General features: G+C 44.3%; 21 protein-coding genes. 5 read left to right on the top strand and 16 right to left on the bottom strand.

The window, feature by feature from the left end; genetic code table 11:
- Window positions 1-5 precede the first annotated feature (5 nt).
- The 10 genes from AACR11_RS20100 to AACR11_RS20145 all read right to left on the bottom strand — a co-directional run bounded on the left by AACR11_RS20100 (window position 6) and on the right by AACR11_RS20145 (window position 13,211).
- Window positions 6-602: a hypothetical protein gene (locus AACR11_RS20100; protein ID WP_223295764.1), complete on the bottom strand. Its 597-nt coding sequence runs from the start codon at window positions 600-602 to the stop codon at window positions 6-8.
- Window positions 599-1,318 carry a hypothetical protein gene (locus AACR11_RS20105; protein WP_276393351.1) on the bottom strand — a complete coding sequence of 240 codons (720 nt, stop codon included), beginning with the start codon at window positions 1,316-1,318 and terminating at the stop codon, window positions 599-601. The genes AACR11_RS20100 and AACR11_RS20105 overlap by 4 nt, the downstream gene beginning before the upstream one ends.
- 148 nt (window positions 1,319-1,466) lie before the next feature.
- Window positions 1,467-2,048: a conjugative transfer protein MobI(A/C) gene (gene mobI, locus AACR11_RS20110; RefSeq protein WP_079325073.1), complete on the bottom strand. Its 582-nt coding sequence runs from the start codon at window positions 2,046-2,048 to the stop codon at window positions 1,467-1,469.
- Between the two features lie 447 nt (window positions 2,049-2,495).
- Window positions 2,496-3,647: a hypothetical protein gene (locus AACR11_RS20115; protein WP_079325076.1), complete on the bottom strand. Its 1,152-nt coding sequence runs from the start codon at window positions 3,645-3,647 to the stop codon at window positions 2,496-2,498.
- Entirely contained in the window at window positions 3,647-5,428 is a 1,782-nt protein-coding gene (locus tag AACR11_RS20120) for an AAA family ATPase (protein WP_072605383.1), read from the bottom strand. Before AACR11_RS20120 ends, AACR11_RS20115 begins: the two co-directional genes overlap by 1 nt.
- A gap of 219 nt (window positions 5,429-5,647) precedes the next feature.
- A complete protein-coding gene (locus AACR11_RS20125) occupies window positions 5,648-6,460 on the bottom strand; it encodes a DUF3800 domain-containing protein (RefSeq protein ID WP_079325078.1) in 813 nt (270 codons plus the stop codon).
- The gene (locus AACR11_RS20130) at window positions 6,457-7,818 is read right to left on the bottom strand and encodes a restriction endonuclease subunit S (RefSeq protein WP_079325080.1); all 1,362 of its coding nucleotides are present in this window, start codon (window positions 7,816-7,818) and stop codon (window positions 6,457-6,459) included. Before AACR11_RS20130 ends, AACR11_RS20125 begins: the two co-directional genes overlap by 4 nt.
- 4 nt (window positions 7,819-7,822) lie before the next feature.
- Window positions 7,823-9,367 carry a class I SAM-dependent DNA methyltransferase gene (locus AACR11_RS20135; protein ID WP_079325082.1) on the bottom strand — a complete coding sequence of 515 codons (1,545 nt, stop codon included), beginning with the start codon at window positions 9,365-9,367 and terminating at the stop codon, window positions 7,823-7,825.
- A gap of 67 nt (window positions 9,368-9,434) precedes the next feature.
- A complete protein-coding gene (gene hsdR, locus AACR11_RS20140; RefSeq protein WP_079325084.1) occupies window positions 9,435-12,950 on the bottom strand; it encodes a type I restriction-modification system endonuclease in 3,516 nt (1,171 codons plus the stop codon).
- A 57-nt stretch (window positions 12,951-13,007) separates the two neighbouring features.
- Entirely contained in the window at window positions 13,008-13,211 is a 204-nt protein-coding gene (locus AACR11_RS20145; RefSeq protein WP_072605390.1) for a helix-turn-helix domain-containing protein, read from the bottom strand.
- 464 nt (window positions 13,212-13,675) lie between these two features.
- Here AACR11_RS20145 and AACR11_RS20150 point away from each other — a divergent pair, with 464 nt between their 5' ends.
- The 5 genes from AACR11_RS20150 (at window position 13,676) to AACR11_RS20170 (ending at window position 18,218) form a co-directional block, all read left to right on the top strand.
- Window positions 13,676-15,370 (top strand): DUF927 domain-containing protein, encoded by a 1,695-nt coding sequence (locus AACR11_RS20150; protein WP_079325086.1) that lies wholly within the window; start codon window positions 13,676-13,678, stop codon window positions 15,368-15,370.
- Window positions 15,367-15,651: a helix-turn-helix domain-containing protein gene (locus tag AACR11_RS20155; RefSeq protein ID WP_079325088.1), complete on the top strand. Its 285-nt coding sequence runs from the start codon at window positions 15,367-15,369 to the stop codon at window positions 15,649-15,651. Before AACR11_RS20150 ends, AACR11_RS20155 begins: the two co-directional genes overlap by 4 nt.
- A gap of 1 nt (window position 15,652) precedes the next feature.
- Entirely contained in the window at window positions 15,653-15,877 is a 225-nt protein-coding gene (locus AACR11_RS20160; RefSeq protein ID WP_079325090.1) for a hypothetical protein, read from the top strand.
- Window positions 15,878-16,136: 259 nt separating this feature from the next.
- Window positions 16,137-17,555 (top strand): winged helix-turn-helix domain-containing protein, encoded by a 1,419-nt coding sequence (locus tag AACR11_RS20165; RefSeq protein ID WP_029788925.1) that lies wholly within the window; start codon window positions 16,137-16,139, stop codon window positions 17,553-17,555.
- Between the two features lie 186 nt (window positions 17,556-17,741).
- On the top strand, window positions 17,742-18,218 hold the full coding sequence (locus AACR11_RS20170; RefSeq protein WP_029788926.1) for a hypothetical protein: 477 nt from the start codon (window positions 17,742-17,744) through the stop codon (window positions 18,216-18,218).
- 54 nt (window positions 18,219-18,272) lie between these two features.
- Here AACR11_RS20170 and AACR11_RS20175 read toward each other — a convergent pair whose 3' ends face one another.
- From AACR11_RS20175 to AACR11_RS20200, 6 genes are all read right to left on the bottom strand, one after another.
- Window positions 18,273-19,226, bottom strand: coding sequence for a DMT family transporter (locus AACR11_RS20175; protein ID WP_029788927.1), 954 nt, complete (start codon window positions 19,224-19,226; stop codon window positions 18,273-18,275).
- Window positions 19,227-19,424: 198 nt separating this feature from the next.
- Window positions 19,425-19,796 carry a hypothetical protein gene (locus AACR11_RS20180; protein WP_029788928.1) on the bottom strand — a complete coding sequence of 124 codons (372 nt, stop codon included), beginning with the start codon at window positions 19,794-19,796 and terminating at the stop codon, window positions 19,425-19,427.
- A 174-nt stretch (window positions 19,797-19,970) separates the two neighbouring features.
- Window positions 19,971-20,396 (bottom strand): phosphate-starvation-inducible protein PsiE, encoded by a 426-nt coding sequence (locus AACR11_RS20185; protein WP_005449378.1) that lies wholly within the window; start codon window positions 20,394-20,396, stop codon window positions 19,971-19,973.
- Between the two features lie 161 nt (window positions 20,397-20,557).
- Window positions 20,558-21,397 (bottom strand): ABC transporter ATP-binding protein, encoded by an 840-nt coding sequence (locus tag AACR11_RS20190; RefSeq protein ID WP_017817188.1) that lies wholly within the window; start codon window positions 21,395-21,397, stop codon window positions 20,558-20,560.
- Window positions 21,398-21,434: 37 nt separating this feature from the next.
- Window positions 21,435-22,292 carry an ABC transporter ATP-binding protein gene (locus AACR11_RS20195; RefSeq protein ID WP_005449382.1) on the bottom strand — a complete coding sequence of 286 codons (858 nt, stop codon included), beginning with the start codon at window positions 22,290-22,292 and terminating at the stop codon, window positions 21,435-21,437.
- A gap of 9 nt (window positions 22,293-22,301) precedes the next feature.
- Window positions 22,302-24,128, bottom strand: coding sequence for an extracellular solute-binding protein (locus AACR11_RS20200; protein WP_029788932.1), 1,827 nt, complete (start codon window positions 24,126-24,128; stop codon window positions 22,302-22,304).
- Between the last annotated feature and the right edge of the window lie 25 nt (window positions 24,129-24,153).

Below are 24,153 nucleotides of genomic sequence, written 5' to 3' on the forward strand. Positions count from 1 at the left end.
CCTCCTTAAATCGTTGAATCAAATGGGTCGCAGCTAATACCACCACAGTCAAAACTGGTATCAATGCTAGTCATACTGTCATCCCCAAACACATTGCCACCGACATCAATACAAGAATTTTCCATCATGGGAAGGCCACTTGCTGGGTTGATATCACCACACCAAAATGAAGAGCTCGAATCAGAACTGGCATCTGCGATATCTGGCATCAATTCCGCACTCGCCGCGCTGACCCATCCAGCTCGGTATACTCCTGAACTTAATAAGCCAGATGCCGAGCTAGCTCCTATCGATATCGATCCATGCCCTTGGAACCGTTTCGCCTTGTTATTGCTGGCTCTGGGCCTGCCATAACGTCGATGTAGCTTGTTCACGCAATAAGCTGCGGTAAACAGGATAATCAAAAATGAAATTGGGCTGGGCAAGGCAAACAACAGCGTCACAAAAAGAACCAATTTTACTATCGCTTTGAGCGGCCAAAGCCAATCAACACGCATCGTTGTCTCCACCTCTTTTTCGGTGAAAGCATGAGGTTCAATACCAGCACTGCCAGGGTGCTTTGAAGACACATCAGCAGAAACGGCGTTCATCTTCAGAATCATGCTGCCTCCCTAGCCATAGAGTGACTCAAATGGGAAAAAACTGTCACGACCAGCGAGTGAGTCTCCTGTGGCACTAGCAAGAAATATAGATCTCCCGTCGGGTGGTGCCAGACTTGGCTGCCATCGTCTCCGTACTTCAGCAGTTTCTGAAATCGTGTACGTTCTGAGAGTATCGCTTGGCGCAATTCGGGGTTACAAAGCTGTCGTTGCAGGCTTAACCAAGGAGACTTCGTATACCCATGTTGAAAGCGCTCCTGATAACGCTGTATGGCATGGCGACTGATTGCCACTGGTCCCAAAACTGGTGAATCAAATACGGGCTGAGGTGAACGATATGGCTGGATCACAGGTATCTGTTCAGTAGAAGCAGCAACACTGACAATTTCATCTGGTTTGAGTTGAGCACCGTCCAGCCACGTCTTTAAATACTGACCGGCTTTCCGCAACTCAACGCAAGAGTTCAGACTAAGAGAATGAAGAGTCTTGTGCGGTAAACCTAGTTCGACACCTTTACCGCTACCTGGGCGATGCCCGAATACCTGACGGTCCCAGAGCAAATAGCGTGCTACTGTTAATTCTGCAATAGCTATACGGCTCTCAAAACGCCCAATTCCAACATCAACTATCCCAGATCTCGACAACCCAACGAACCAAGCAACGCTGACTTTGCTTTTGCTGGCAGATACTGACTGAACTTTTAACTTCATCACTTGCATATCCTCCTTTTTACTACCAGCGTATCATCGAATTATAAAATGCAACCCCAGACTCAAGAAAAGAAAAGCCTCATCCAAAAGCTAGATGAGGCTTTATTAAAAATCAATAACCAATTGATCTATTTGCTCTTTGTTATGTCGGTGCAATTTATTCCTTCGCTACACTTTCATCGAAATGCTGACGAAGCTTGTTGAGCCGATTTTGATATGCCTCAGCCTTACAACGAAGCTGATTTGCATGCTTTCGGAGATCTCTAATAATTTCGAAAGCATCTTCCGTCATGTTAATTAGTGGCAGCTCCCAATCTCGCGCATACTTAAATGTTCTCTGGGGATAGCGTAATCCTTTCCCCTTTGGAAAATGTTGCGACCTAACAGTATATTCAGGGTGACTTACATTCTTAATTTCAGTTTCGCTGAGAAATTTATTTTTGAACCATACAGCTTCAAATTTATTTTCTTTAATTCTAGCGCGGCATCCATAAGTACCCATTTTCACATCACTACGGTTGCGATACTGCTTATTGTGTCGCCAAAAGTGATTACAGTAAATGTTGGCAATACACTCAAGACGATAGCCCTCGACCTGAGCAATTTCTTGAATGCTAGTAGCGAACTCAGTGGACTGCTTGAGCGCAAGCTCAAACAACTTATCTTCATGAATTACTTGCATGGTTTGAATCGTACGATGCCAGTCACGGGCAACTTCATTTTTTTCTGTAAAATCCATGGCGTTTCTCCTGTGTTTTGGATCAACACCAAGTTACCGCACTAGCTAAAAGAACACCGACTCGGAAATTGCCCTTCCAGGGCGCAATGTATCGAAAGTGCAAATTATTTGGGACTAGAGCTTTAGGAAATCTGAACTCAGGGTGGATGTCTAAACAGCTGTGACTCAATTCATCCAAGGCACCTAAGAAAATAGCTTTTTCTAATAGTAATAACCGGACCTTTCCAATTCCTTTCCAGATAACTATCTTTTTTGGGACTCTTCGCTTCGTTTTCCATGAAAATAGCCGTTACCTCTAATGGGACAATTGGCGATAAATTCCCTATTATTTGGGACTACGATACGTAGCCTTCAAGCGCAATGGGACTTACCGTTAAGCTAGCCAATAAGTTTTGGGACCTTTACCTGCACTTTCACATGTGAAACTTCCCCTCCAAGGGGAGTTTGCTAAAAACCAAACTCCGCTAACAGATCACCATCATTAGCGACTGTTTGCTTCCATTCAATCAGTGACCAAACATCACGCAAGTATCCCTGATCTTTATTAGCTAAGAATTCATAAACTCGATACCACCAAAACCGCCACTCAGCTTTCTTAACATCCAAGGGAAACCGCTGGGTATGCCGGTTTAACTGGTTGCAAAAATCATTGAAGTCCTGTGGCATCAAGTCCGAGGCTACCCGTTCACAGAAGTGGGTTATAACATGCTCTTCAACTCGGCTAGGAACTTGATAAACCTCTTTCCAAACACTGATTTTGACAGCGATCTCAGCGGGCGCAGTGGGAAACGTAACTGGAGCCGAGGCTATTGGGTCCTGCCAATCTCCACCATGCAGTTCAGCTAACCCTCTAAAACTAGGCTCTATACAAGCATACTGATGGCATGACTCTTGTGATGGTGGCAAGGGATAAAAAGCCGTTCGGCGTTGTTCTTGAGAACCGACAAGTACGTTCTTCGCCCCTTTTTCCTTACTGTTACAGATATGGCAAGTAGGGATGAAGTTTCCAGGGTGAGCCGTGTAAATCGGGTATTTATCTTTGCAAAGCACATGGTCGTAATCGGCTCGCCATTGCTCATCATCATCTAAGTTTGTTCTATCTTGCGACAGTAGTGAGGTACCACATAAAAAGCACAATTGGGAATTATTGTTTTCACGCCTAAACTCTTGAAAGTGTTGCTCTATCGAACTATCAGCCTGTTGCTTTGCTCCAGATAAATCTTTAGTCCGAGTGAATAAATGGGATGTCAGAGACTTAAACACTTCAAATAAGCTATCCTCTAACTCTGGTAGTGGAGCAGCTAAATCATCAAAATACACTGTGATATCTTGGGAGTTTTGAACAAGTTCAAATAATTCACGTCGAGTCTGTTGTTCTAAAGGCTCTAAAGCAAGCCATAGCGCTTCAAACTTTTCTTTCGTAGCCTTATTGCTCCAACAGACACTTATTGTTTGTTGACCGCCATGTTGGTACTGAGAAAACAGATCTTGATTGAAGCTGTTCGCCTGAACAGCTGCCTCTAAGAAATGCAAAAGCTCACTATTTAGTACCTCAAAAACACGGCACTGAGGGGTATTGGGATTCAATGGAAACAACATTAGCTTTGCAACTTCCTTAGCAAGTAGGCTTTTTCCATCGAGTCACCGAGATTTTCCTCAATCCACTCACGGGCAGCGGCTAGTGACTCAGGACGCTCATCCTTAGGTAGATATTCTTTTACAGCTTCGACAACTGTTTGAGAGATAAGGGAGCGCAAACCAAAGTGGTTTTTGATCAACACTTCAAAAGAAGCACCGTATGTCTGGCTATCCACTGGTTTCATTTGAATCAAACCGTTATCAGTTCTCTCAAAAAACATTACATCTTCTCGCTTCAGCGATGACACCATGAAAGGTGAGTGGGTAGATAAGAATACTTGCCCATTTAACCCCTGATTCTGTACGGATAGCATCGCCTTACTTAGGTACTTATGAAAGTACGTTCTCCAAGATGGGTTCAGGTGTGTTTCTGGTTCATCGAGTAAAAATAGTGTGTTCTCATCACTGAATATTCTAGTGGTTGCCAGGATCTGAGTTAACTGAGCTTCACCATCAGAAAGATCGTCAAAATGCACGGTTTTACCAGCATCATTCGCCAAGACCAGTTGCTTAACGGCAAGTGGAAGTTTGGTTTTAAGCGGTTTCTTTACTGTTTCAAGAAAATAGTCTTTTCTCAGACTTTGCCGGGTAACCCCCTGCCAATTTCTGACCCCTAACTGTTGAAGTTTAAATAGCCGACGAAATAGAGATAAAGGCTGCCCATAACTCGCTTCACTGAGCATTTCAAGAACAGTATGACTTGTAAGATCTAGTGTTATTTCTCCAGCTAAGAAATCTAACTCATATAGCTCATATTGTTCATCACTGGTTTGACGACCCACACCACGAACATTAGCCTCGCCAGCTACGCGAGCCAACAGTTGAATATCTCTAACTTCATCTTCTCCCGCGACATCACCTCTAAGGTCATAAAGCAAAACGAGTTTTTGAGGGTATTTATAAGTCACTTCTTGCAGTAACTTTTCGGTTTCGGCTTGTGGTAATAATGCAAGTGAGGCTAATGCAAGGCCAACACTGTCATAATCGATATAGATCGCTTTACTTAATTTTGTCGGGTACTCACGAAGTCCCAATAAAAATCGACCACTTTCGATTTGTTTAAGTTCTTCTTCAGAAATAACTCCAGATGACTCACCTGAAAAATAAATTGGCTCAAAAAAGGAATCCTCAGGAGAAAAAATGTGAGGGTACTTTTTCCAATACCGATGATTAATTAAAGATATTTGTTCGTCATCTAGTTCAGCTTCTAGCTCTTTTTTTCGCTTCAGTCGCACTCTCATTGCGTCAAAATACTGCACCGTATTTTTCATAAAACTGCGTTGCAAGTTTTCATTCAACCCCGACGAGTAACCCACAACATTAGGCAGAGTAAGCGCTCCAATCGATACTTCTTTCCATTCATCGTCTGTCCAGCAAAAAATACTGGGCTGCTTCAAATCACCATCTAGAGCTACTTTATATCTGGGATTTTGACATCTAGGGGCTATGAACGAAGGAGAGCTTTCCATTGTACTAAAGCTGCTTAGCTGACCCACTCCCACATCAGATAATTCATAAACCAACTCAAACCCAAAGCCCAAAGGCGTTCGAACGACAAAATCATCACGTTGACAGCGCTCCAAAAAAGCGAACGCTTCCGCGATCACTTCTAAGAGCTGTGACTTACCAGAACCGTTGAGACCGATTAATGCGACTATGTTTCCCTGAGATCGAGAGAAATCAAAATACTGATCTTTAAGCCCTTTGTACTGACCGTTCAGTTTTAACGAGAGTAACTTCACGAGTGTTATCCTATACGATTGCGCCATCCCCCCACGCTTATGAGGAAAATGATTTACCACGCAATGTGGTAATATAGTGCTTGAATTTTTTCGGGGCTGTCCACTATACTAAGCGCAAGTGGATTGGGAGTGCCCGGTCGGCGTTGGAACCTCGGTGAGTATCATCGAGGTTTTTCGCTATCTGGAGGTTAGCAAATTTGAAATAACCTCATAAAAATACTATGGAAAATGCTTTAGTCCCCACTGGTCATAGCCTTGACCAACAGCACACCTGCCACCCTCACAGTAAAACTTCTTCTGCAAGATATCGAATGCTTGGTTTGCCTGAGCTGGGTTGAGTACGTGCCTGCCGATAGGTCTCGCCACTAAATCTGCCAACTGTAACCCAGCCGAATTAGAGGTTTTCGATGCCATGCGGATCTTAAAGGGCAAATCTCGCTGGTACTTATTTTCACCATCACAGATACGGCGAAACTCAAGCTCTAGTTCGTTGTCTTCCTTCTTGCCCCGGCACTCTACGATGACATGTGTCTCAAGCTCTTGTTGCCCTTTCTCGGTTACCAGATCATACAAGGTCTCTAAGCAGTACTTGAGAGCAATATGATAAGGGTTACCCACCTCTTCAGGGTTGTGTATCTTGTTCTTATCAATCACGCAGGAGGCAAGAATAAAGTTGCTGCCATCGATAATTTCACTTAAACGACCTAGGAATTGATTTTTATCTGCTCGATTCTTGAAGGTGGTGAAATCGCCTTTCTCTTTGCGGATTTCATGCTCATGTAAAATCACTAAATCGTGGCCAAAGTAGTCAAACTTAAGCTGTTGAAGCTGGGGCACAACATTAGATAGATAGTGCCCCTTATAGAAAATGCAAAACGCCAACACGAAGACAGGGTAATCCTGGTCGATTGATGTCAGGCTATGGTCGCCACTTTCATCGACATAAACCACAAAGTCGCTAAAACCGCGCTTTTGACCAATCAGCGCCTCTTGCTCTTTCAGTTGTGACTGATTTTCAACACTCGGGGTCATGCACTAGTTGTCCTTGCTTTGCGCTTAGGCTTTGCAGCCGCTCGCTCTGCTTTAATCTTTTTCAGCAGTGCTTCTGCAGAGTTATCACCGGAGATTAGTTCTGGGTTTTCTTTGCGCCATTGCTCGGTCAACTCACCACGAAAAGCCTTGGCAAGGATCGATTGAGTAAGGTTATTGACCCGTTCTAATGCTTGATTAACTTGTTGTTCGGTAGCATCTGCGCCAGCAAACAAACGCGCCACGCGACTGACTATTTCATGCTGTTCAGCTAGCGTTGGTAAGCTTATTGGTGCATTTGATACGACCTGCTGATTAATTTTTGGCATATTGCCAGCCGTACCAGTGGCGTTATCTCTAAAATATTTTCTTACTTTTTCAGAAGAGAGTGCTAAATGAAGATATTTCCCTAAGGCGGACTCATTAGGCCTGCATTTCATGATTAAGTCAGGATACACATACTTGTCGTCCTCACCTTCATAAATCGCACTAACTCCAACATAATCAATCGTGTTAGCTCTTTGAATTAAAATATCTCCGTTCTTAACCCAAAGATATGAATCACTATCAATATCCAGTTCAACAAATTTGTATTGGTTTTCAATAAATTTACCAGTGGTTGTCGATGATAGCGTCAGATTTCTATATGGTGTTTCGTAATCAACACCCTTCGGAGATTTGCCATTACGTGGTTTCGACTCTAATACATCGATAAGTTTTACTTTTTGCCATTGCGGCAAAGAACTATCCCGCCAACCTTCCGTTAATTTTCCACTCACTGCTGCAGCCAACACCGATTGACGGAACTGCTTGAGCGTTTCAAGCGTGCTTTCTAGTCGAGCTTTGGTCACTTCAACTTGCGCAAGCAGAGTATCTAGCTTTTCGGCGATGACTTTTTGTTCAGCTAGAGGGGGAAGATATACCTCATAATCCTTTATTAAGGTTTGAGAAATATTAGGCTGGGCTCCACCTTTGCCTAGTGAAATAAAAGAGTCTCTTGCATTTAGAAGGAGATAGTAAAGAAACTCGCTAACCGTAACTCCCTCAACGGGGTTGCCCACAGCACAAGCTTGGTTTGTCGTCGCTTCCATACCTAGAATTGAAGTTTTTCCTATAGTTGCACCGTACATAGCCATAGCAACAGAACCTTTTGGAAATAACTTCGCACTAGATTTAGCGATGGCTTCCTCAGTAATATGCTCGTTAGAATTATTTAAAACTCTGGGACCTAAATCCCCCGTTTTTACCCATGGGATATCACCATCATAGTAGCTTGCATTCTTTCTAGATGGAGTGCCACCAGATCCCCATTGTGCTATATCCTTCAGAGAGACTAATGTCCACGTAGTTAATTCTCTCATGTTCTTATTCCTCACCAAGAGAGGCAAGTATTGTATCGAGCCCAATCAATGCAGCATTTAATTGTTGCTTAGCTTCTTTTGCCAACAGACTAGGTTCAGGGAGACTTGACGCATCGACACTGTCTTTGTCTTTTAACCAGCTAATATCAAGAGAATCGCCTTTGCTTTGACGGATCCAATCACGGCTAAAGCAACGCCAACGGCTATGTGCCAAATCGTTATCAACATTTTGGTTTTCTTCGCTAGCGGACTTATCTACTTCAATTTCAAACGCATCGAATGACCATTCTCCCTCTTGGCGCGGGCTTTGGCCATTGGCATCCTCACCATAGACCTTTTCAAAAGGCGCAAGGTGGCTTTCATTAAATGGATTGCGCTTACCAAAGCTAGGCATATTGGTTCGAAGATCGTACACCCAAACATTTTCTGTACAGTTTTCCTCTTGTAACTTGTCCTTTGTGCTGCCTTTGGTGAAAAAGAGCACATTGGTTTTAACCCCTTGGGCATAGAAAATACCAGTTGGCAGTCGCAAGATAGTGTGAAGGTTGCATTTGTTCATCAGGTCCCGACGAACATCAGTTCCTACACCTGATTCAAATAACACGTTATCAGGCAACACAACAGCAGCGCGTCCGCCCGGCTTCAGATTGCGGTAGATATGCTGCAGGAAAGCCAGTTGTTTGTTGCTCGTTGGGTAGGTCAAATCATCACGGGTGATAGATGCCTCACCACCTTTGCTGGTGCCAAATGGTGGGTTGGCCAGAATCACATCCGCTTTTTCTAGGTTTGCACCTACCTGACCTAAGGCGTTACCCAAGTGAACCACGCCTTCATCATCACCTTCCATTCCATGAAGCAAACAGTTCATTAATGCTAAGCGTCGAGTCGATGGTACAAGTTCCACACCAATAAATGCTTTGTTCTTTTGGAACGCCTGCTGTTTCGTGTCTAGGTCGAAATAATCATCAGTTTGACCTTTCATGTAGCGATCAGCCGCAATCAAGAAGCCAGCGGTGCCTGCTGCGGGGTCTTGAATCACTTCTCCTGGCTGAGGTTTGATACAGCGCACCATAGAATCAATAAGGCTTCTTGGTGTGAAATATTGCCCTGCTCCAGATTTAGTTTCATTGGCGTTCTTTTGTAGTAAGCCTTCGTATAGGTTGCCAAGGCCATCTTTTTCATTGCTAAACCAATCTTTAATCTGATCGAGAGACTTAACGAGCTGCTCTAGATGGCGAGGCTCACGCAGGCGGGTTTGTGCATCGGCATAAATCGCGCTGATCAGCGGATCAGTGTCTTTAGAGAGGTCGAGCAACATTTGCTTGTAGTGGTTGAGCAAGTTAATACCTGACTTGCTGTTCAAATCCGTCCAACGACAACCCTCTGGTAGAGTATGCTTATCCAACGTTTCGGCTTCGGTATTCTCATGCACCATTTTAATGAACAGCAGCAGTACTAGTTCAGTTACATAGTCCGAGTAGTTGATACCGTCATCACGCAGCACGTCACAGAGGTTCCAGAGTTTTTGTACGATGTTATCGTTAGTCATGTTGTTTCCTAGTTCTCTTTCTCAGCTCATCGATAAGATGCGCCAAGTGATTTAAATTGTTTCTGGATTAACTGGCGCTTTGTACTGGCCACATGGCTTCACTTAGCTCAGAGAGTACGGTATCCAGCTGGTTTACCAAAATTTTGTCTAATTGCTTAGCACCGCCATGATCCGCAAAGCGCAGATTCACAAACTCACGGTCGACGATGACTTCATGCACAAGTTGTTTGGCAAGCCGGTCAAGCCACTTTCGCTGTGCTGGTGTCCATTGATGATTGGTGTAAATCCTATCCATCGCCTGAGCGACACGTTGTTCAAATGGAACCAATGGTTCACCAAAAGCTGCACGGCGAATATGTCCGATGATACTGGCCGCAATGTCTTGGTTGGTTTGGTTACGCACTGCACTTTGTAGTTTCGCTTCTGCGTAACCCGCTCCATCAAGCAGCAAACGCACTTCCTTAAGCTGCTCTCGTGTTAAGTCTCTTGGCTTATTGACCACTACCGCTAGCGCAGCAGATTGATTTAACTGTTCTTTAATGAACTGGTTAAAACTATCGAGATAATCTTCAGGGCGTTGGTAAGCACCATAGCTTTGAGTGCGCTCTCGTATTTCATCTTCATGGTTGGAGAGCACAGGTTTACGCTCACCGCCAATCAGCAATGACACTTCCGCCAGTTGATTCAGTAGGCCGCTTTGCTGAGTTACAAACTGCGCCGCCTGTTTGGGCCCCAACTGATGCAAGTGTTTGTGCAGCAATTTAGGTTCAACTCCCCATAGCTCCTGTAATTCCCCTAGCTTCTCTTTCAGCTTTGGGTTTGATTCAGATTTTTTCTCGGCCTTACGCAACACTCGCATCAGCTTTTGGCTCAGTTGGCTAAGAATGACGTCCGCGTGCGATTCACCTTGTTGCTCACCAGGACTATTTAGCGCTTTATCCAACGTTTCGGGGTCCGTCAGCTCATCCACTAACTGCTCAATGGTGATATTCGGATCTTTCACCAAAGGCTTCATGGTGTTGACCTCGCTCAACGCTGCATAGATATCGACAGGGTCATAAATCCGAAATACGGTTTTACCGATCTCATCACAACGGCGAGTAGCACGCCCAATCATCTGCTCGTATAGGATGCGTGATTTTACGCGACGAAGAAAAACAAGATTAGCTATTTTGGGTACATCTATGCCTGTCGTCAGCAAATCAACGGTAATGGCAATGTTCGGATAACGTTCATTCTTGTATTGGCGAATGAGCGTATCGACTTTATCACTTTGACCAGTGATTTTAGCCACTGCAGCTTGATTGTATTCGCCGTTGTAAAGTTCTTTAAATGCAGTGTCCAACAGGCGCTTCACCATATCTGCATGCAGGTCTGTCGCACAGAAAACCATGGTTTTTTCATCACCAAATGGGTCAAGTTCCTGTACCAGTTGCTCACAGATGACTCGATTAAAGTTCTCATTGATCACTCTGCGGTTAAACGCATCAACCTCAAACTTAAGCTCATCTTCCAGTTCTGATGATTCAACCTCACCTGTTTGGGTGTTAATCGCAGACACTTGTGAGCCTTTTTCAAAGGCAATGCCATTCTGGGTCAGCAAGGTTTCGTAACGAATTGGCGGCTCATGATCAATCAGCCAGTCATCTGCGACCGCTTCGCGATAGGAGTAGGTGTAAACGGGCTTACCAAATATGTCACTGGTATGCTTTGCTGGTGTGGCGGTTAAGCCAATTTTAACGGCATCAAAGTAATCGAGTACTCGGCGGTAACTCGAGAGATACTGACTGCTATCACGAGTGACCAACTCTCCTTCAGTCATTTCTTGATCTAGGGTGTAGCCTCGGTGAGCTTCGTCAACAATGATACAGTCAAACTGATCCACTGACGGTGGGTTATCTGACATGAATATACGCTTGACCATGGCCTGCACCGTCGCAACCTGTACCCTCGTTTCCGCTTCCGCAGCCATATCACCTAGCTCTGCAACGTTGTAGATCTTGGACAAGGTCTGGTTTTGCTCCAGTGGTGCTTCGTTGAATGAATCTATCGCTTGTTGACCCAAAGCAGTTCTATCGACAAGGAACAAAATACGCTTAAAACGCTCCGCCTTTAAAAAGCGATACATCAAGCCAATGATGGTACGAGTTTTTCCCGTCCCCGTAGCCATCGCAAGTAACGCACTACGAATATTTTTTGCTAACGTGTTTTCTACCGCCGTAATCGCTTTTTCTTGGTAGTCGCGCAACTTTAGATACGCAAACCCTTCTTTCTGCAAGGCGTGCTCCGCCTCTTGTTTACTCCGTTTCAACAAGTCCATTAAACCATCAGGAGTGTGGAACTGCTGTAAAGCACGCTTAGTATTACTAAAGTCACGCACATCACGAAACCAGGTACCAGACTGCTCCTTAAGCTGTGGGAGATATGGGCGCCCATTGCAGGAGTAGACGAATGGTACTTTGTAGTGGTCATCGAGCTCGTCTGGCCATGCCACCGTTTGTCCTTCAACTTCCCACGCACCTTGCATTTGACCCTCGAGCTGAAAACCTTTGCTATAGCGCTCTGCTTGAGGAATCTTACCCGCGACATTTGTATTTTCTTTTTTTGCTTCTACCACGGCGATTGGTATCAGACCATGGAACAATACGTAGTCTGCTCTGCCGCCTTCACCATTGTATTTTGTTGGCCATTCTGCAATCGCTTTATTAACGCCTTTTTCTGGACGAGCGCCGTTTTGGTATGTTTGCTCTTGGCTATCAGCAGACCAACCCGCTTCTGTGAGCTGTTGATCAATCAAAATACGGGTTAGCTCTTCATTCAACACAATGTGCTGACTTGCTTTGCGCGTTTTGGCGCTTATTTTTTGCTTTTGAGATGCTGAGGCTTTTTCATCCTGCTGCTCTAACTTTTTCTGAAGAGCGTGCAGCTTGGATTCATATTCTTTTTTCTGTTGAGTCAACGCCAACTCGTGCTCTTTGGCGAGCTCGGCAAGTTGTTGAGATTCCTCATCCATAGCCAAAGCCAACGCTTCAAACTCTACTTTTTCTTGCTTGATTAAGTCATTCAGTTGTTTGCTGGAATCTAACTCTACATTGGCATTGGTGAGATCAGTTTTCAGTTTCTCAATTTCAGACTGGAGTTGGCGCAGTTGGCTACTAGGATCTAAAGGTGGAAGGAATGGCCCAGGTTTAAAACTTGAGCCTTGCTTGCTAAAAGATTGATGAAACCAGATAGCGAGTGCTCTAGCGACTTTAAGGCCGTCGAGAGCTTCTCGATGTTGAGTTCTAAACTTATGAGTCGCTTTGTTACCTTCGATGCGGAGGGTATGGAAAAGTTCACGAACAACAGGCTCGAGCTTCAATTCGCGATTAAGACGATATATTAGATCTGCTTGGGTAGTTTGCTCATCAAATTCAACACCAATAAGTACGGCAATGTGCTGTGCTAGAGCTTCCCCTAGCTGCCTTAATTTGATTAACGTTGTATTTGGATCGCTTGAAAAAACGCGCTCCGCGCAGGAGGCTAGTTCAACAAAAAGTGGATCGTGTTCTTTCAGAAAAGCAAAGTTTGATGTTGTCTGCATTTTACCTTCCGTATCCTTACTTAATTTCTGGTACTAAAGCCAAGATAAAACTTATGCTTAAGCGTGATCCCGTTCCAGTAGCTCACCCACACTGCAATCAAAAAGAACACACAAACGTTCTATCGTTTCCAAGTCCACTTTTTGAGCGGTTTCTTTGTAGAGGAGCGTTACTGTATTACGACTAAGGCCCGTCTCACGGACAACATCAGCAATACGCAACTTACGCTCTCCCATCAAACGAGCAAGATGGCATCGAATCATATTTTCTATCCATATAGATGAAGTTATGAGGAACAAGATTTTATCACAAACTCCTCGCGATGAGAAAAAATACAACTTGAAATGAAATTATTAGCGGCGGGATGAAATTCGTGTTAACCCTCTTCCCGTACTCAAAATAACTCTAACTTGCTCTATCAGTACAGTGAATGCAGCGGAAGCTGTACCGATAGAGCGGCACCGTTCGAAAGCGGTACACTTACTACAACAGTTTTTTTGTTCCCCTCTTCTGTTTTTTCAATTTATTTCAGTACTGCACCATGACTTTCACATGTGAAAGTAAAACAGGAAAAATCTACAAAAATAACGGCCAAATGGCCCTCTAGGGGCAACTTCAGAGCGCTAAAAAATCAAGCCTCTGAAATACCATAACGGTGTCGACAAAATGAACTGAAATCAGCTGAAAACTATAGCGCCGCGGCCTATTTATTGAATAGGAATTTTTTATGAACCAGAACGTTATAGCCAAGAAAGTTGGCTTGATACTAGAAGAAAAAGATAAGGATCCAATACTAATCGCAGGGCCAACCCATGTGAAAGCCTTTACTTATGATCCGACCTTTATGAAAGACTTCGGAGTACTTTTACAATGGACATCGCGATCGGGAAATGCTCACGAGCGCGTTTTCAAAATGAAAGATATTTTGGCTGATAGCGGAAAAAACATGCTTCAGTCATTAGCCGACACTGGATTATTTATTCACCACAAAGCAAAGTACTGGCACTTTATTCTCGACTATCTGATGAATGAGAATCCAGAGAAAACAGTTGTAACCGTTGAAAAGACGGGTTGGTACTTTGGTCAATTTGTTTCACCAAGTTGGGTCGCTGGCTTCGGTGAGCAAGAGGTGATGTACAACGGTGATTCACCTGGTCAATTAAAATCCAATGGCACCTTTTTAGAGTGGCAAGATAACGTTGCCACTCTCTGTCAGGATAATGCTTTGATGATTTTCACTTTGTGTGCGGCATTTGCAGCACCCTTACTCGATAAACTCGACTGGGACTCGTTTATAATCCATTTTTTGGGTTCATCCAAAAATGGCAAAACAACATTAATTCGCTTATCCGCCTCTGTTTATTCTGACTACCAATATCGAGACACGTGGAGTAGCACAGCAAACGGGCTTGCAGGCCGCGCTAAGGATAGGAACTGCATGCTGGTTTTACTCGATGAACTCCACCAAGCAGAACCTGAAGATGTTTCCAAAGTCATCTACCAAATAGGTAATGGTGTATCTAAGCTGAGGGGCAATAAGGACGGTGGTCCGAGACCTCAGGATTACTGGAGTTTGATCGGGCTATCAACAGGTGAGGTTAGCCTTGAACAAAAGCTCGCAGAAGCAAACAAAAAACCACAAGCTGGCCAGTTGATGCGTTTTTTTCAGATACCTCTTTTTCAGACTTTTGGTGTGTTTGAAAACCTACATGGTTCAGCGTCACCAAAGGAATTTGCCGAACGTATTGCCAAAGTTACGAAACAACAATTTGGTACGGCTTTGCAACCGTTCCTGAATCAGATTTCAGCGATGCCAGACCTAGAACAAACTATTACCGCTCAAATCAAAGAAATTTCCCAAACTTGGATTAATAACCTGCAAATCAACCCTAGTAATCAAGTTGCATTTGCTGCTGATAGATTTTCATTTCTAGCTGCTGTTGGTGAGCTCGCTATCGAATTGGGAGCCATACCTTGGGAAAAAGGTTCCGCCAGATTTGAGATAGAGAAAGTCTTTGAAGCCTGGCTAGCCAACTACAGCGAAGAATTTGATTACGAGGAACGACATATTCGCGAGCAACTGCACAAGTTTCTTCCCAAGAGCCAGTATTCAATCAAACCACAAGGTGCGGAGACCAAGATCGGATGGTGGAAATTGAATAGCAATGAATTGAGCTGGCATATCCGCCGTGATGCTTTTAAAACTGGTCTAAAACTCGAATTTGATCATCAAGTTATTCAAGCCGCCATGATATTAAAAAAGCAAGGCTGGCTTCAGACTAACGAACCGTCACGAGGCACATTTAAAAGTAGCATTTCAGGGAAGGCAGAAAGGCACTTCAAACTACTTCCCAACCAAATCGCTAAAGACTTAAACATCAACATTGACTTCAGCCGCTTTCAACAAGGAGGTGAGGCATGATTTCCCACTTTCCCATTTCCCAGAAGGAACGAGCGGAAGCTAAAGCGCTTCTGGCAGATATCAAAGCAGCAACAGAAGAGCTACGCACTCTGATCACATCGCAAAAGCAGTTTCTTAGTGCTGAAGAGACCGCCCAATACACTGGTTTGTCAGTTAAGTACATATATAAGCTGACCCATGCCAAGCAGATTCCGCACTACAAGCCAAATCGCAAACTGTACTTCAAGCGTGATGATCTCGATGCTTGGTTGATGTCCCATCGCGTGGAAGAGGAGAAGTAAAATGAATTATACTGAACCTACTCTTGCACAAAGAGCGGAGATTTTGAGTGCATACGGTGAATCGGAGCGCCTAGTGAGAGAAGCTGAGCGCAAACAGATCACCTCGGTCAGCAACACCACATGGTGGCGACTAAACCGAAAAGGTCAAGTTCCGACAGCCAAGCAAGTTGGTACAACCAAGTCTTGGTTACTCTCCGATCTGCTGCTGTGGATGCAACATCAGTAAGTTAACCAAAATTTTTTTGGTGAGTATATCGGTGAGTAACGTGATACAGTTACTCACCACAATCGCTTGAAAGCACTGGTCTCACAGGGCATGACCAATGTTATTCTGCGAGCAGATCCAGAACATCGAGTAATAAAAGACCTTGATAAGATATCAAAAAGCCTCGCACTGCGGGGCTTTTTATTTGCTGATGCTGAACTTGCTTCCTATTTATAAAACCAATAGTCTTGTGTGGTTACTTCTAAACCATTGAATCGCTATGACTCGCTCGCATTGCTTCATCCTGCAACATGACTCCCCTATTTCTTTCTATCCTGATAAAAATCAGTTGATGATTGATAGTGAGGAGATTCATTTAGAACCATTGCAAGCAAGACTGCTGAGCTACTTTATCGAGAACCGTGGGAAAGTACTGAGTACCCAGCAAATAGCCGCCGATGTCTGGCAAAGAACGCAGGTTTCCGACAACTTGGTGAGACAAGTGATCAGTCTACTGCGCAGCCAGCTTCAGGACAAAACGCGTCCGTATCGCATCATTCAGACCATTCCTAAGCAAGGTTACTTATTTGATGTCAAAGTGACTGAGCCAAGCATAAAGCACACTCCAATCCCTGAAAAATCCACTCCTCTTACCCGTACCGCCAAGCCTAAAAACAAGCGCTTAGTTTTAGCTGTAGCGACAATCCTGACTGTTGGAATTATTGCGGCTTGGGCAGTACAAAATGGTAACACCATTGATGACACCACGGTAATCACAGCACAACAAAGTGACGTAGTGCCCGTTTATATTCATGATATTACGCTTGATTCCACTAGCGACTTTGAAATGGCAGAAAGCGTATATAACTATCTCTTCTATGGGCTAAATTCAACCAAAAACCTATCCGGTTATCACTATTCTCAGTTATCCCAACAAAGTAAGCAGTCTCTTGCCAACCACGGTGTTGAGCTCAAAAGCTGGATTAAGAAAGTAGATGGCAATTATGTGCTTAGCGTCTTGGTGCAAAACAACCATCAACCCAACCAGAGCCAAAAGGTAGAGAAGACGTTTAACCAAGATAACTTCTTCGATGCTATCGGCGATGTAATTTTAGAAATCAAAGCCATCATTGCACCAATGAGTTCCGATTACGAAGTGGCTAGCCATCGCGTGACTTCCATCAGTAACTATGACGATTGGAAAGTGATCTCTGAAGGGATTTCTCTTTTCTATCAAGGTAAAGGTGGTCCTGCTTTTTCGGATATTGCTCAGCAGCTTAATGCGATTCAACAACAAGGGCGAGACAGCTATTTGGTCAGCGCTTTGTTGTCTTACTCTGAATCTTTAGCTTACTTACGCGAGCACAAACAAGAAGATCGCGAACAGGCGCTTCACTCAGCTAAGCAGGCGTTCGAACTGAACCCACGCTGTGATATTGCCAACCTCACTTTGGGGCTTGCTTTGCTTATCAACCAGCACCCGAATCAAGCCTTCCCCTACTTGTTTTATGCAGCAGAAAGCACGCCAAGCCCAATCAGTTTTTACTTACTCAGCGTGGCTGACAAACTCGCAGATAACCCGAAAGGCTCGCAATACAATTACCAACGCTATACGGAGATGAAAAAAGAGCATAACGGCCAACTGTTTGATCTTATTGAATCTTCACAAAAAGCAAACCTATTCCAAACAGCAGAATAGTCTCAAATAAAGCGAAGTGAAAAATCGCTGCTCTCGCCTATTGTTAAGTCAGCCTCTCCAATGCTAATGGGCATTCTGGATGTTTGATTTTTGTTTGGAGTTCAACTCGCTTGCCTTGCATCAAGCGTAAAAAACGCGCCTTCCACATACTTGTAAACCAAATCATTCATTTCTTGGGATACACACATGTTGAAGAAGTTTGCTTTTCAGATCATTCCAATCCAGATCTTTCTGTTCGTCTTTTGGTTCAAAAATGGCTTTATCGATAAAGTGATGGGCGTGCTACTTGGTATTATAACGCCTGACACCGCCTATGCAGGTGATACTTGGGCTGGCTGGAAAGGTTATATCGTTGGAACGTGGGATAAGAGCCAAATCGGTCATGCACTGCTGAGCCCAACGTTTGACTTTATGTTCCCGATTCTCATTGCTTTGCAGTGCTTACCGTTTTTATTGGTGATTCGCTCGGTGCTGGCAGGTGAGTTTATGGCTGGTAAAGAACGTCCGTGGCTACTCTATGCGGCTTTTGCATCTCTGTTCGTAACGGGTTGTATGGCTTTCACCCAAACCATTACAGGTGCAAGTGATGGACAATATCTATGGCAATTTATTGGCTTTAGCATGGTTGCCATCATGTATCTGCGTAACGAGCAAGGTCAATAGCATTACGTCAAAAGCCCCAATCAAATGGGGCTTTTTCATGATGTTTAGCCTATGTTAGGCATTGATATTCTTCATACAATGCTCACATAGCACAGGCTTTTTCTCAGCAGGTTTTAGGCGAAAACGCTGCCAAAAAGCAGGCTCGGCTTTAGTCACAAAAATACCTCCGAGCAATGGCAGCAGCAGAGCAACGGAAACTAATGACAAACTGTTACCTGCAATCCATGTTGAAAGGCTAAGCGCAATCAACGGGAAAAACAGAAAACAGATAGAGGCGGTAAACGGCGTCGACACTTGTCCAAGCTTAAAGTACGCCACGATGCCACCGACGCTGGCAAACATACCGAGATAAATCACAGCGGTAATCGAATCCAACGAGAACTGAGAAAGATCCGGCTGTTCGACGATCAGTGAGGTGATAAAGAGCAACGCTGAGGCAACAAAGCTTGGAAAGGCGTTGTAAGTCAGCACTGGAATGCCTTTACAGAACTTTTCAACAAACACGTACATCACCGAATGAATCGCGACCGCCCCACCTAAAGCGAGAAAGCCCAGTATGTAATCCTCGCCACCTAAACTCATCTCTTTCGCTAGAATCAAAACTAAGCTCAGAACCGCGACTAAAAGACCTGCAATCTGAGATTTACGCAACCTGAGCCCAAGGAACAGGCTCGATGTCACCATCACCGCAATCGGCATGTTGGCGAAGATGATCGAGGCAAGACCCGATGAAATGTATTGCTCGCCAAAAATCATCAAGGTAAACGGAATCGCGAAATAGAAAATCGCGACCACGAACATCCAGAACACTTTCCCTTTCGGGAAGAACAGGGGTTGATTGAGGTGTTTCGCCAACATGATTAATAGCGGCGCAGCGATCAGGAAGCGCAGACCGGTAGCAAAGATGGGCGGAATAGTTTGCACCGCCACTTCCATCGCAAACCACGTGGTGCCCCAAATCAAGCACACAGACACAAACAAGATAATTGGTAGATGCTTATGCGTCATGGCGACCTCCCGCTTGTCGGTTGATAACAAGGTGTGGTAGGCACGCAGCAAGGTGCTCAGTACGAGCAATTAGATTGGTTTTCATTTTTCATTCCCATCACAGGATGGTGCAAATAGAAAGCTATTTACACGCGTAACAAATTCGCACGACATTACGTGCAGTAAAATTGTTGGCAGCGAAATGCTGCGAGATAGGAATTAAGCTATCGGAGGACGAAAGTGAGAGTGCATGTCTGCACTGGTATAGAGCGCGATTTTGCTTATCGCCAGTTCATCTCTGTAAGGTGCTTCATAAGATCTTGGCTGAGTTTCAACAACAGCCGTCCCCGATGCGTGACCATGAGAACAACACTGCTTTTCAAAGCATGTTCCGCCCGGTTCACAGCAACCTGACTCGTTCTTTTCTACCGAGCCAAAGGTCAAATCACAGTAGCTAATATGCAGAGAATCAGCCATCGCCATGTGATTCGCCGTTGATGGTATTTCTGCACGAGCGATACCGCTTGAAAGCGCAAAAGCAATCAAGACACTCAGCAGAAAGTAAATTGTCGATGTGCTTTTCGCTAGCATCACAATATCTCATCAAACAGGCAGAAAAAAGAAAAGGTTAGTGTGAAGATACTCATCAATAGAGCAAGAAACAAGATGGCTTGAGATGACTTTACACTTTTTTACCCCCCAAGCCATTTGGATGTGATTTCCCTTCACGCAAAAATAAAGCCTCGCACTGAGCGAGGCTTAACATCATTCGTCTTTTTCGGCGGTTTGATTATCTATATACGGCCAATAATGGTGACCAACTCGAATAACCAAGGTTGCCGCGGCCAGAATAAACGCAGCTAAAGAGAGCCATACTATCATCACGGAGTCGAGCTCTTTCATACCAAGCGTGATGTAGCGAGCAATGGCCATCATGGCAATATAAATTGGGTAACGAACGGGTATCTTACCATTCATCACGAACTGCCCGACCATGGCGAGCACTTCCAAATAGATAAACATCAATAAGATGTCATCGAGCGATACACGCTTTTGTACATAAATGTGAATAAACTCTTCCACCATCGCCCACACAGTTGCCAAAGTAATGGCGACCAGAAGCACGGCTTCAAGCACATGAAAGATTTTCAGAAATGGACGACTGAATGATTTAGGTAAATGCGACGGCATAGCCAACTATCCAAACAAATCAAAGGAATAAGTTTGCAGTGTAGCACGCTCTTTTCAAGAAGCTGAAGAGCGCCCTCTCTCAGCGAGAAAAAACACACATAATAAAAACGCTCCAACCAAGTGGAGCGTTTTTCGATGATGATTTTACTCAGCGGATGGCGTTACGCCACTTGCTGCTTTTTTTCTGCTAAACGCTTCTTCTTGCGGTATTTCGGGTGTGTAATCGGAATCGCGGACAAGAGTTTCTTGGTGTAATCATTTTGAGGGTTTGCGTAGATTTCCTTCGCGTTACCTGCTTCCACTACTTTACCAAAATACATCACCGCCACTTTATCAGACACATGTTTCACCACAGACAAATCATGAGAGATAAAGATGATTGCAAGGTTCATTTCTTGCTGAAGTTGCAGTAACAAGTTCAAGATCTGCGCCTGAACAGACACATCCAATGCAGAGACCGACTCATCACAGATGAGCAATTTAGGTTTTAGCGCAATGGCACGAGCAATACCGATACGCTGACGTTGACCGCCAGAAAATTCGTGTGGATAACGGTTTACAGCGGTTTCAGGTAAACCGACTTTTACAAGCAACTCCTTCACCCACTGTTTTCGCTCTGCAGATGTACCAATCTTATGAATCACATACGGCTCTTCGAGAATCATACCAATCGTATGACGTTGATTGAGTGACTCCATTGGGTCCTGAAAGACAATCTGCATGTCCTTACGTAACGAACGCATTTCTTTGACGGAAAACTTGGTAATGTCTTTACCTTCAAAGAAAATCTTACCTTCTGTCGGTTCGTACAGCTTTAGGATCGTACGACCTAGTGTGCTTTTTCCACAACCAGACTCACCGACGAGCCCAAGGGTCTCGCCCTGACCTACTGACAACGACACACCATCAACAGCTTTAATGGTATATCCCTTCTTAAACAGTCCTTTACCAGATACAAAGTGCTGCTTAAGATTTTCAATTCTTAATACTTCTTTTGCCATAACATCCTCTTTTTATGACTTGTTCACTTTGCACCTGTTAGCTAGCAAACATACTGGCATCAATCGGTTTAATGTCGATCATCTGCTTAGGTTCATTATCTAAACTTGGCATCAAACCCATCAAACGCTCTGTGTACGGGTGTTGCGGGTTGTCAAACAGTTCGAAAATTTCAGCTTTTTCGACAATACGACCGCCATACATGACTGCCACGTCATCGCACACTTCCGCAACAACACCAAGGTCATGAGTAATGAAGATCATCGCCATACCCGTTTCTTCTTGAAGTTCATTCATTAGTTCAAGAATAGACGCCTGTACCGTTACATCCAATGCCGTAGTTGGCTCATCACAGATAAGAATGTCTGGTTTACACGCCAACGCCATCGCAATCATCACACGCTGACGCATACCACCCGATAGATTATGCGGGTACTCATTCAAGCGTTTTTCCGGCATCGGAATTTTCACTTTCGCCAACATTTCTATCGCGTAAGCTTCACGCTCTTTCTTACCAAGTTCAGGTCGATGCAGCTCTAACACTTCACAAAGCTGACGACCGATTGAATGAACTGGATTCAACGCTGTCATTGGGTCTTGAAAGATGATTGAGATGCGGTCACCACGCATGGCATACATCTCTTCTGCTGGTAAGGTAACTAAATTAGTACCACGGTAATCAATCTCACCATTGACGATATTGCCATAAGGTTTTGGCAACAGCCCCATGATAGACATGGAGGTAACACTCTTACCACTACCGGATTCACCTACTAGGCCCAGCGTACGACCAGCGCGAACATCAAAATTCACACCATGCAGCACTTTTACCGGACCATCATCAGTAGTGAATTCAACCTCAAGGTCTTTAACACTCAGGATTACATCGTTTTCCATAACACATCCTTACAGCTTATACGTGTCATCAACGACAACAACAGGTTCAAAGGTTTTACCCGACTTCATCGCTTTCTGGGTTTCTTTCTTCACGTCTTTGTCGATCCAATACGTGCCATCACCGATAATTCCGCCACTAAACAACGCTTCTGTCATTCGATTCATTGGTTTCTCTGGCAATTTCAACCAACGCCAGTGTCCATAACGAACGTAAGGAACCATGTAGCCAGAAACAATCACGTGCGCATCAATAATGTCTCGCTGAATCTCATGGCCTAGTTGGATCTTCTTATCCATGTCCATGTTAAAGCGATACGCCATGATCTTTTCATCTAACTCTGGCGTGCTGTAGTTGGTGAATGAGTTCGTTTGCGGTTTGTTGGCGTTCACGGAATGGAAGTATTCCCAATAAGTTGGGATTTCCGAAGTACCCATATCAAAGAAAGCAAGTTCGTGTTTTTTCTCACGTACATACTTAAACATCGATGAACCATCAATCAGCTTCAGCTCAATGTCCAACCCTGCCAATTTTGCCTGTTCACGTAAGAAAGCAATACGCGGTGTATGAACTGGAGAGGAGTACGTCAATTCAAAGCTCAAACGCTGACCTTTATCATTCACGCGAATACCATCGGAACCAATCTTATCGAAGCCTGCAGCTTCAAACGCTGCCGCCGCTTTTTCTGGTTCAAACTTGGGCGCTTTCACATCTGGTAAAGTGTACTTACCATGCCCAAAGCCTGTTGGGTTGGGTTTACGGCTGTAGTCTCCGCGCATAACATTCTCAATCATGCCGTCGAAATCTGTCGCGTAAGTGATCCCTTTGCGAATGTTTAAATCATCAAGTAGAGGCATAGCAGTGTTTATCCACACGCCACCTGCACCAACGGGATATTGGTTGTAACCCCAGAACTTCTCAATGTAACCCTTTTGGTAAGGGGCAGTATTGGATTTATCATGCCATAGACTTGGCAAAACCAACGCAAATGCGTCCAACTTACCTTTTTCAAAGTGCTTCATCGCAATATCACTATCGCGGATAACCGTGATACGAATTTTGTCGACGTTATAGCGATTCTCGTAGTACTTGTTGGTGTAACCCCACCAGTCCTCTCCTACATGCTTAAAGGTAACGCTTTTACCTTTTTTGATGTCCGCTAAGTAATAAGCACTGGTCGTTGGTTCACTTTTAAAGTTGTAGTAGCGCACAAAATCATCATGAATGCCGTCACCGTTCGCGTCTTTCTTCGGATTCGCATAGAAATGAGCAGGACGAGGACGTAGCGCCCCCATTCTCAATAACAACTCTTCAGGGTTGAGCTCTTTCGCAGCCTTCACGGCGAAGGTGTGATCGTCAAATTTGATAACATCAGCAACCGTTTTGTTGTAATAGTCGTTGTACCAAGGCTCTAAAATGTCTTTCGAGCGGTAAAACTTAAGCATAAAAACAAAATCGTCTGCCGTGACTGGCTTGCCATCCGACCATTTAGCTTGTGGGTTCAGTTTGAAATAAACCGTTTTATTGTCACCCGCTAATGCCCACTCATTGGCTAGCTCTGGGATGAATTCAAGCGTATCTGGATGGCGAACCACCAACCCTGGCGTTTCATCCAAGATGAAAGAGCGTAAGCCAGAGTTAGCATCAGGGCCAACACTGCGTAGAGTCTGGGGAAAGCTCGACATATAAGTGCGGTAAGTCCCACCACGCTTTGCTTCAGGAGAGCCATATTGCGGCTCATCCCAGTTCGTTTGCCAGTTTAAGTCAGTCGGAAGCGTCGCTGACATCGCACCAAAACTTAGGGCGCTTAGCGTGGACGCTAAAATTATTTTTTTCATAAAACTTCCCTTTTTTATGTTTTGC

Origin of the sequence: Vibrio sp. L85 (assembly GCF_963871815.1) — a bacterium.
Classification (GTDB): domain Bacteria; phylum Pseudomonadota; class Gammaproteobacteria; order Enterobacterales; family Vibrionaceae; genus Vibrio; species Vibrio harveyi.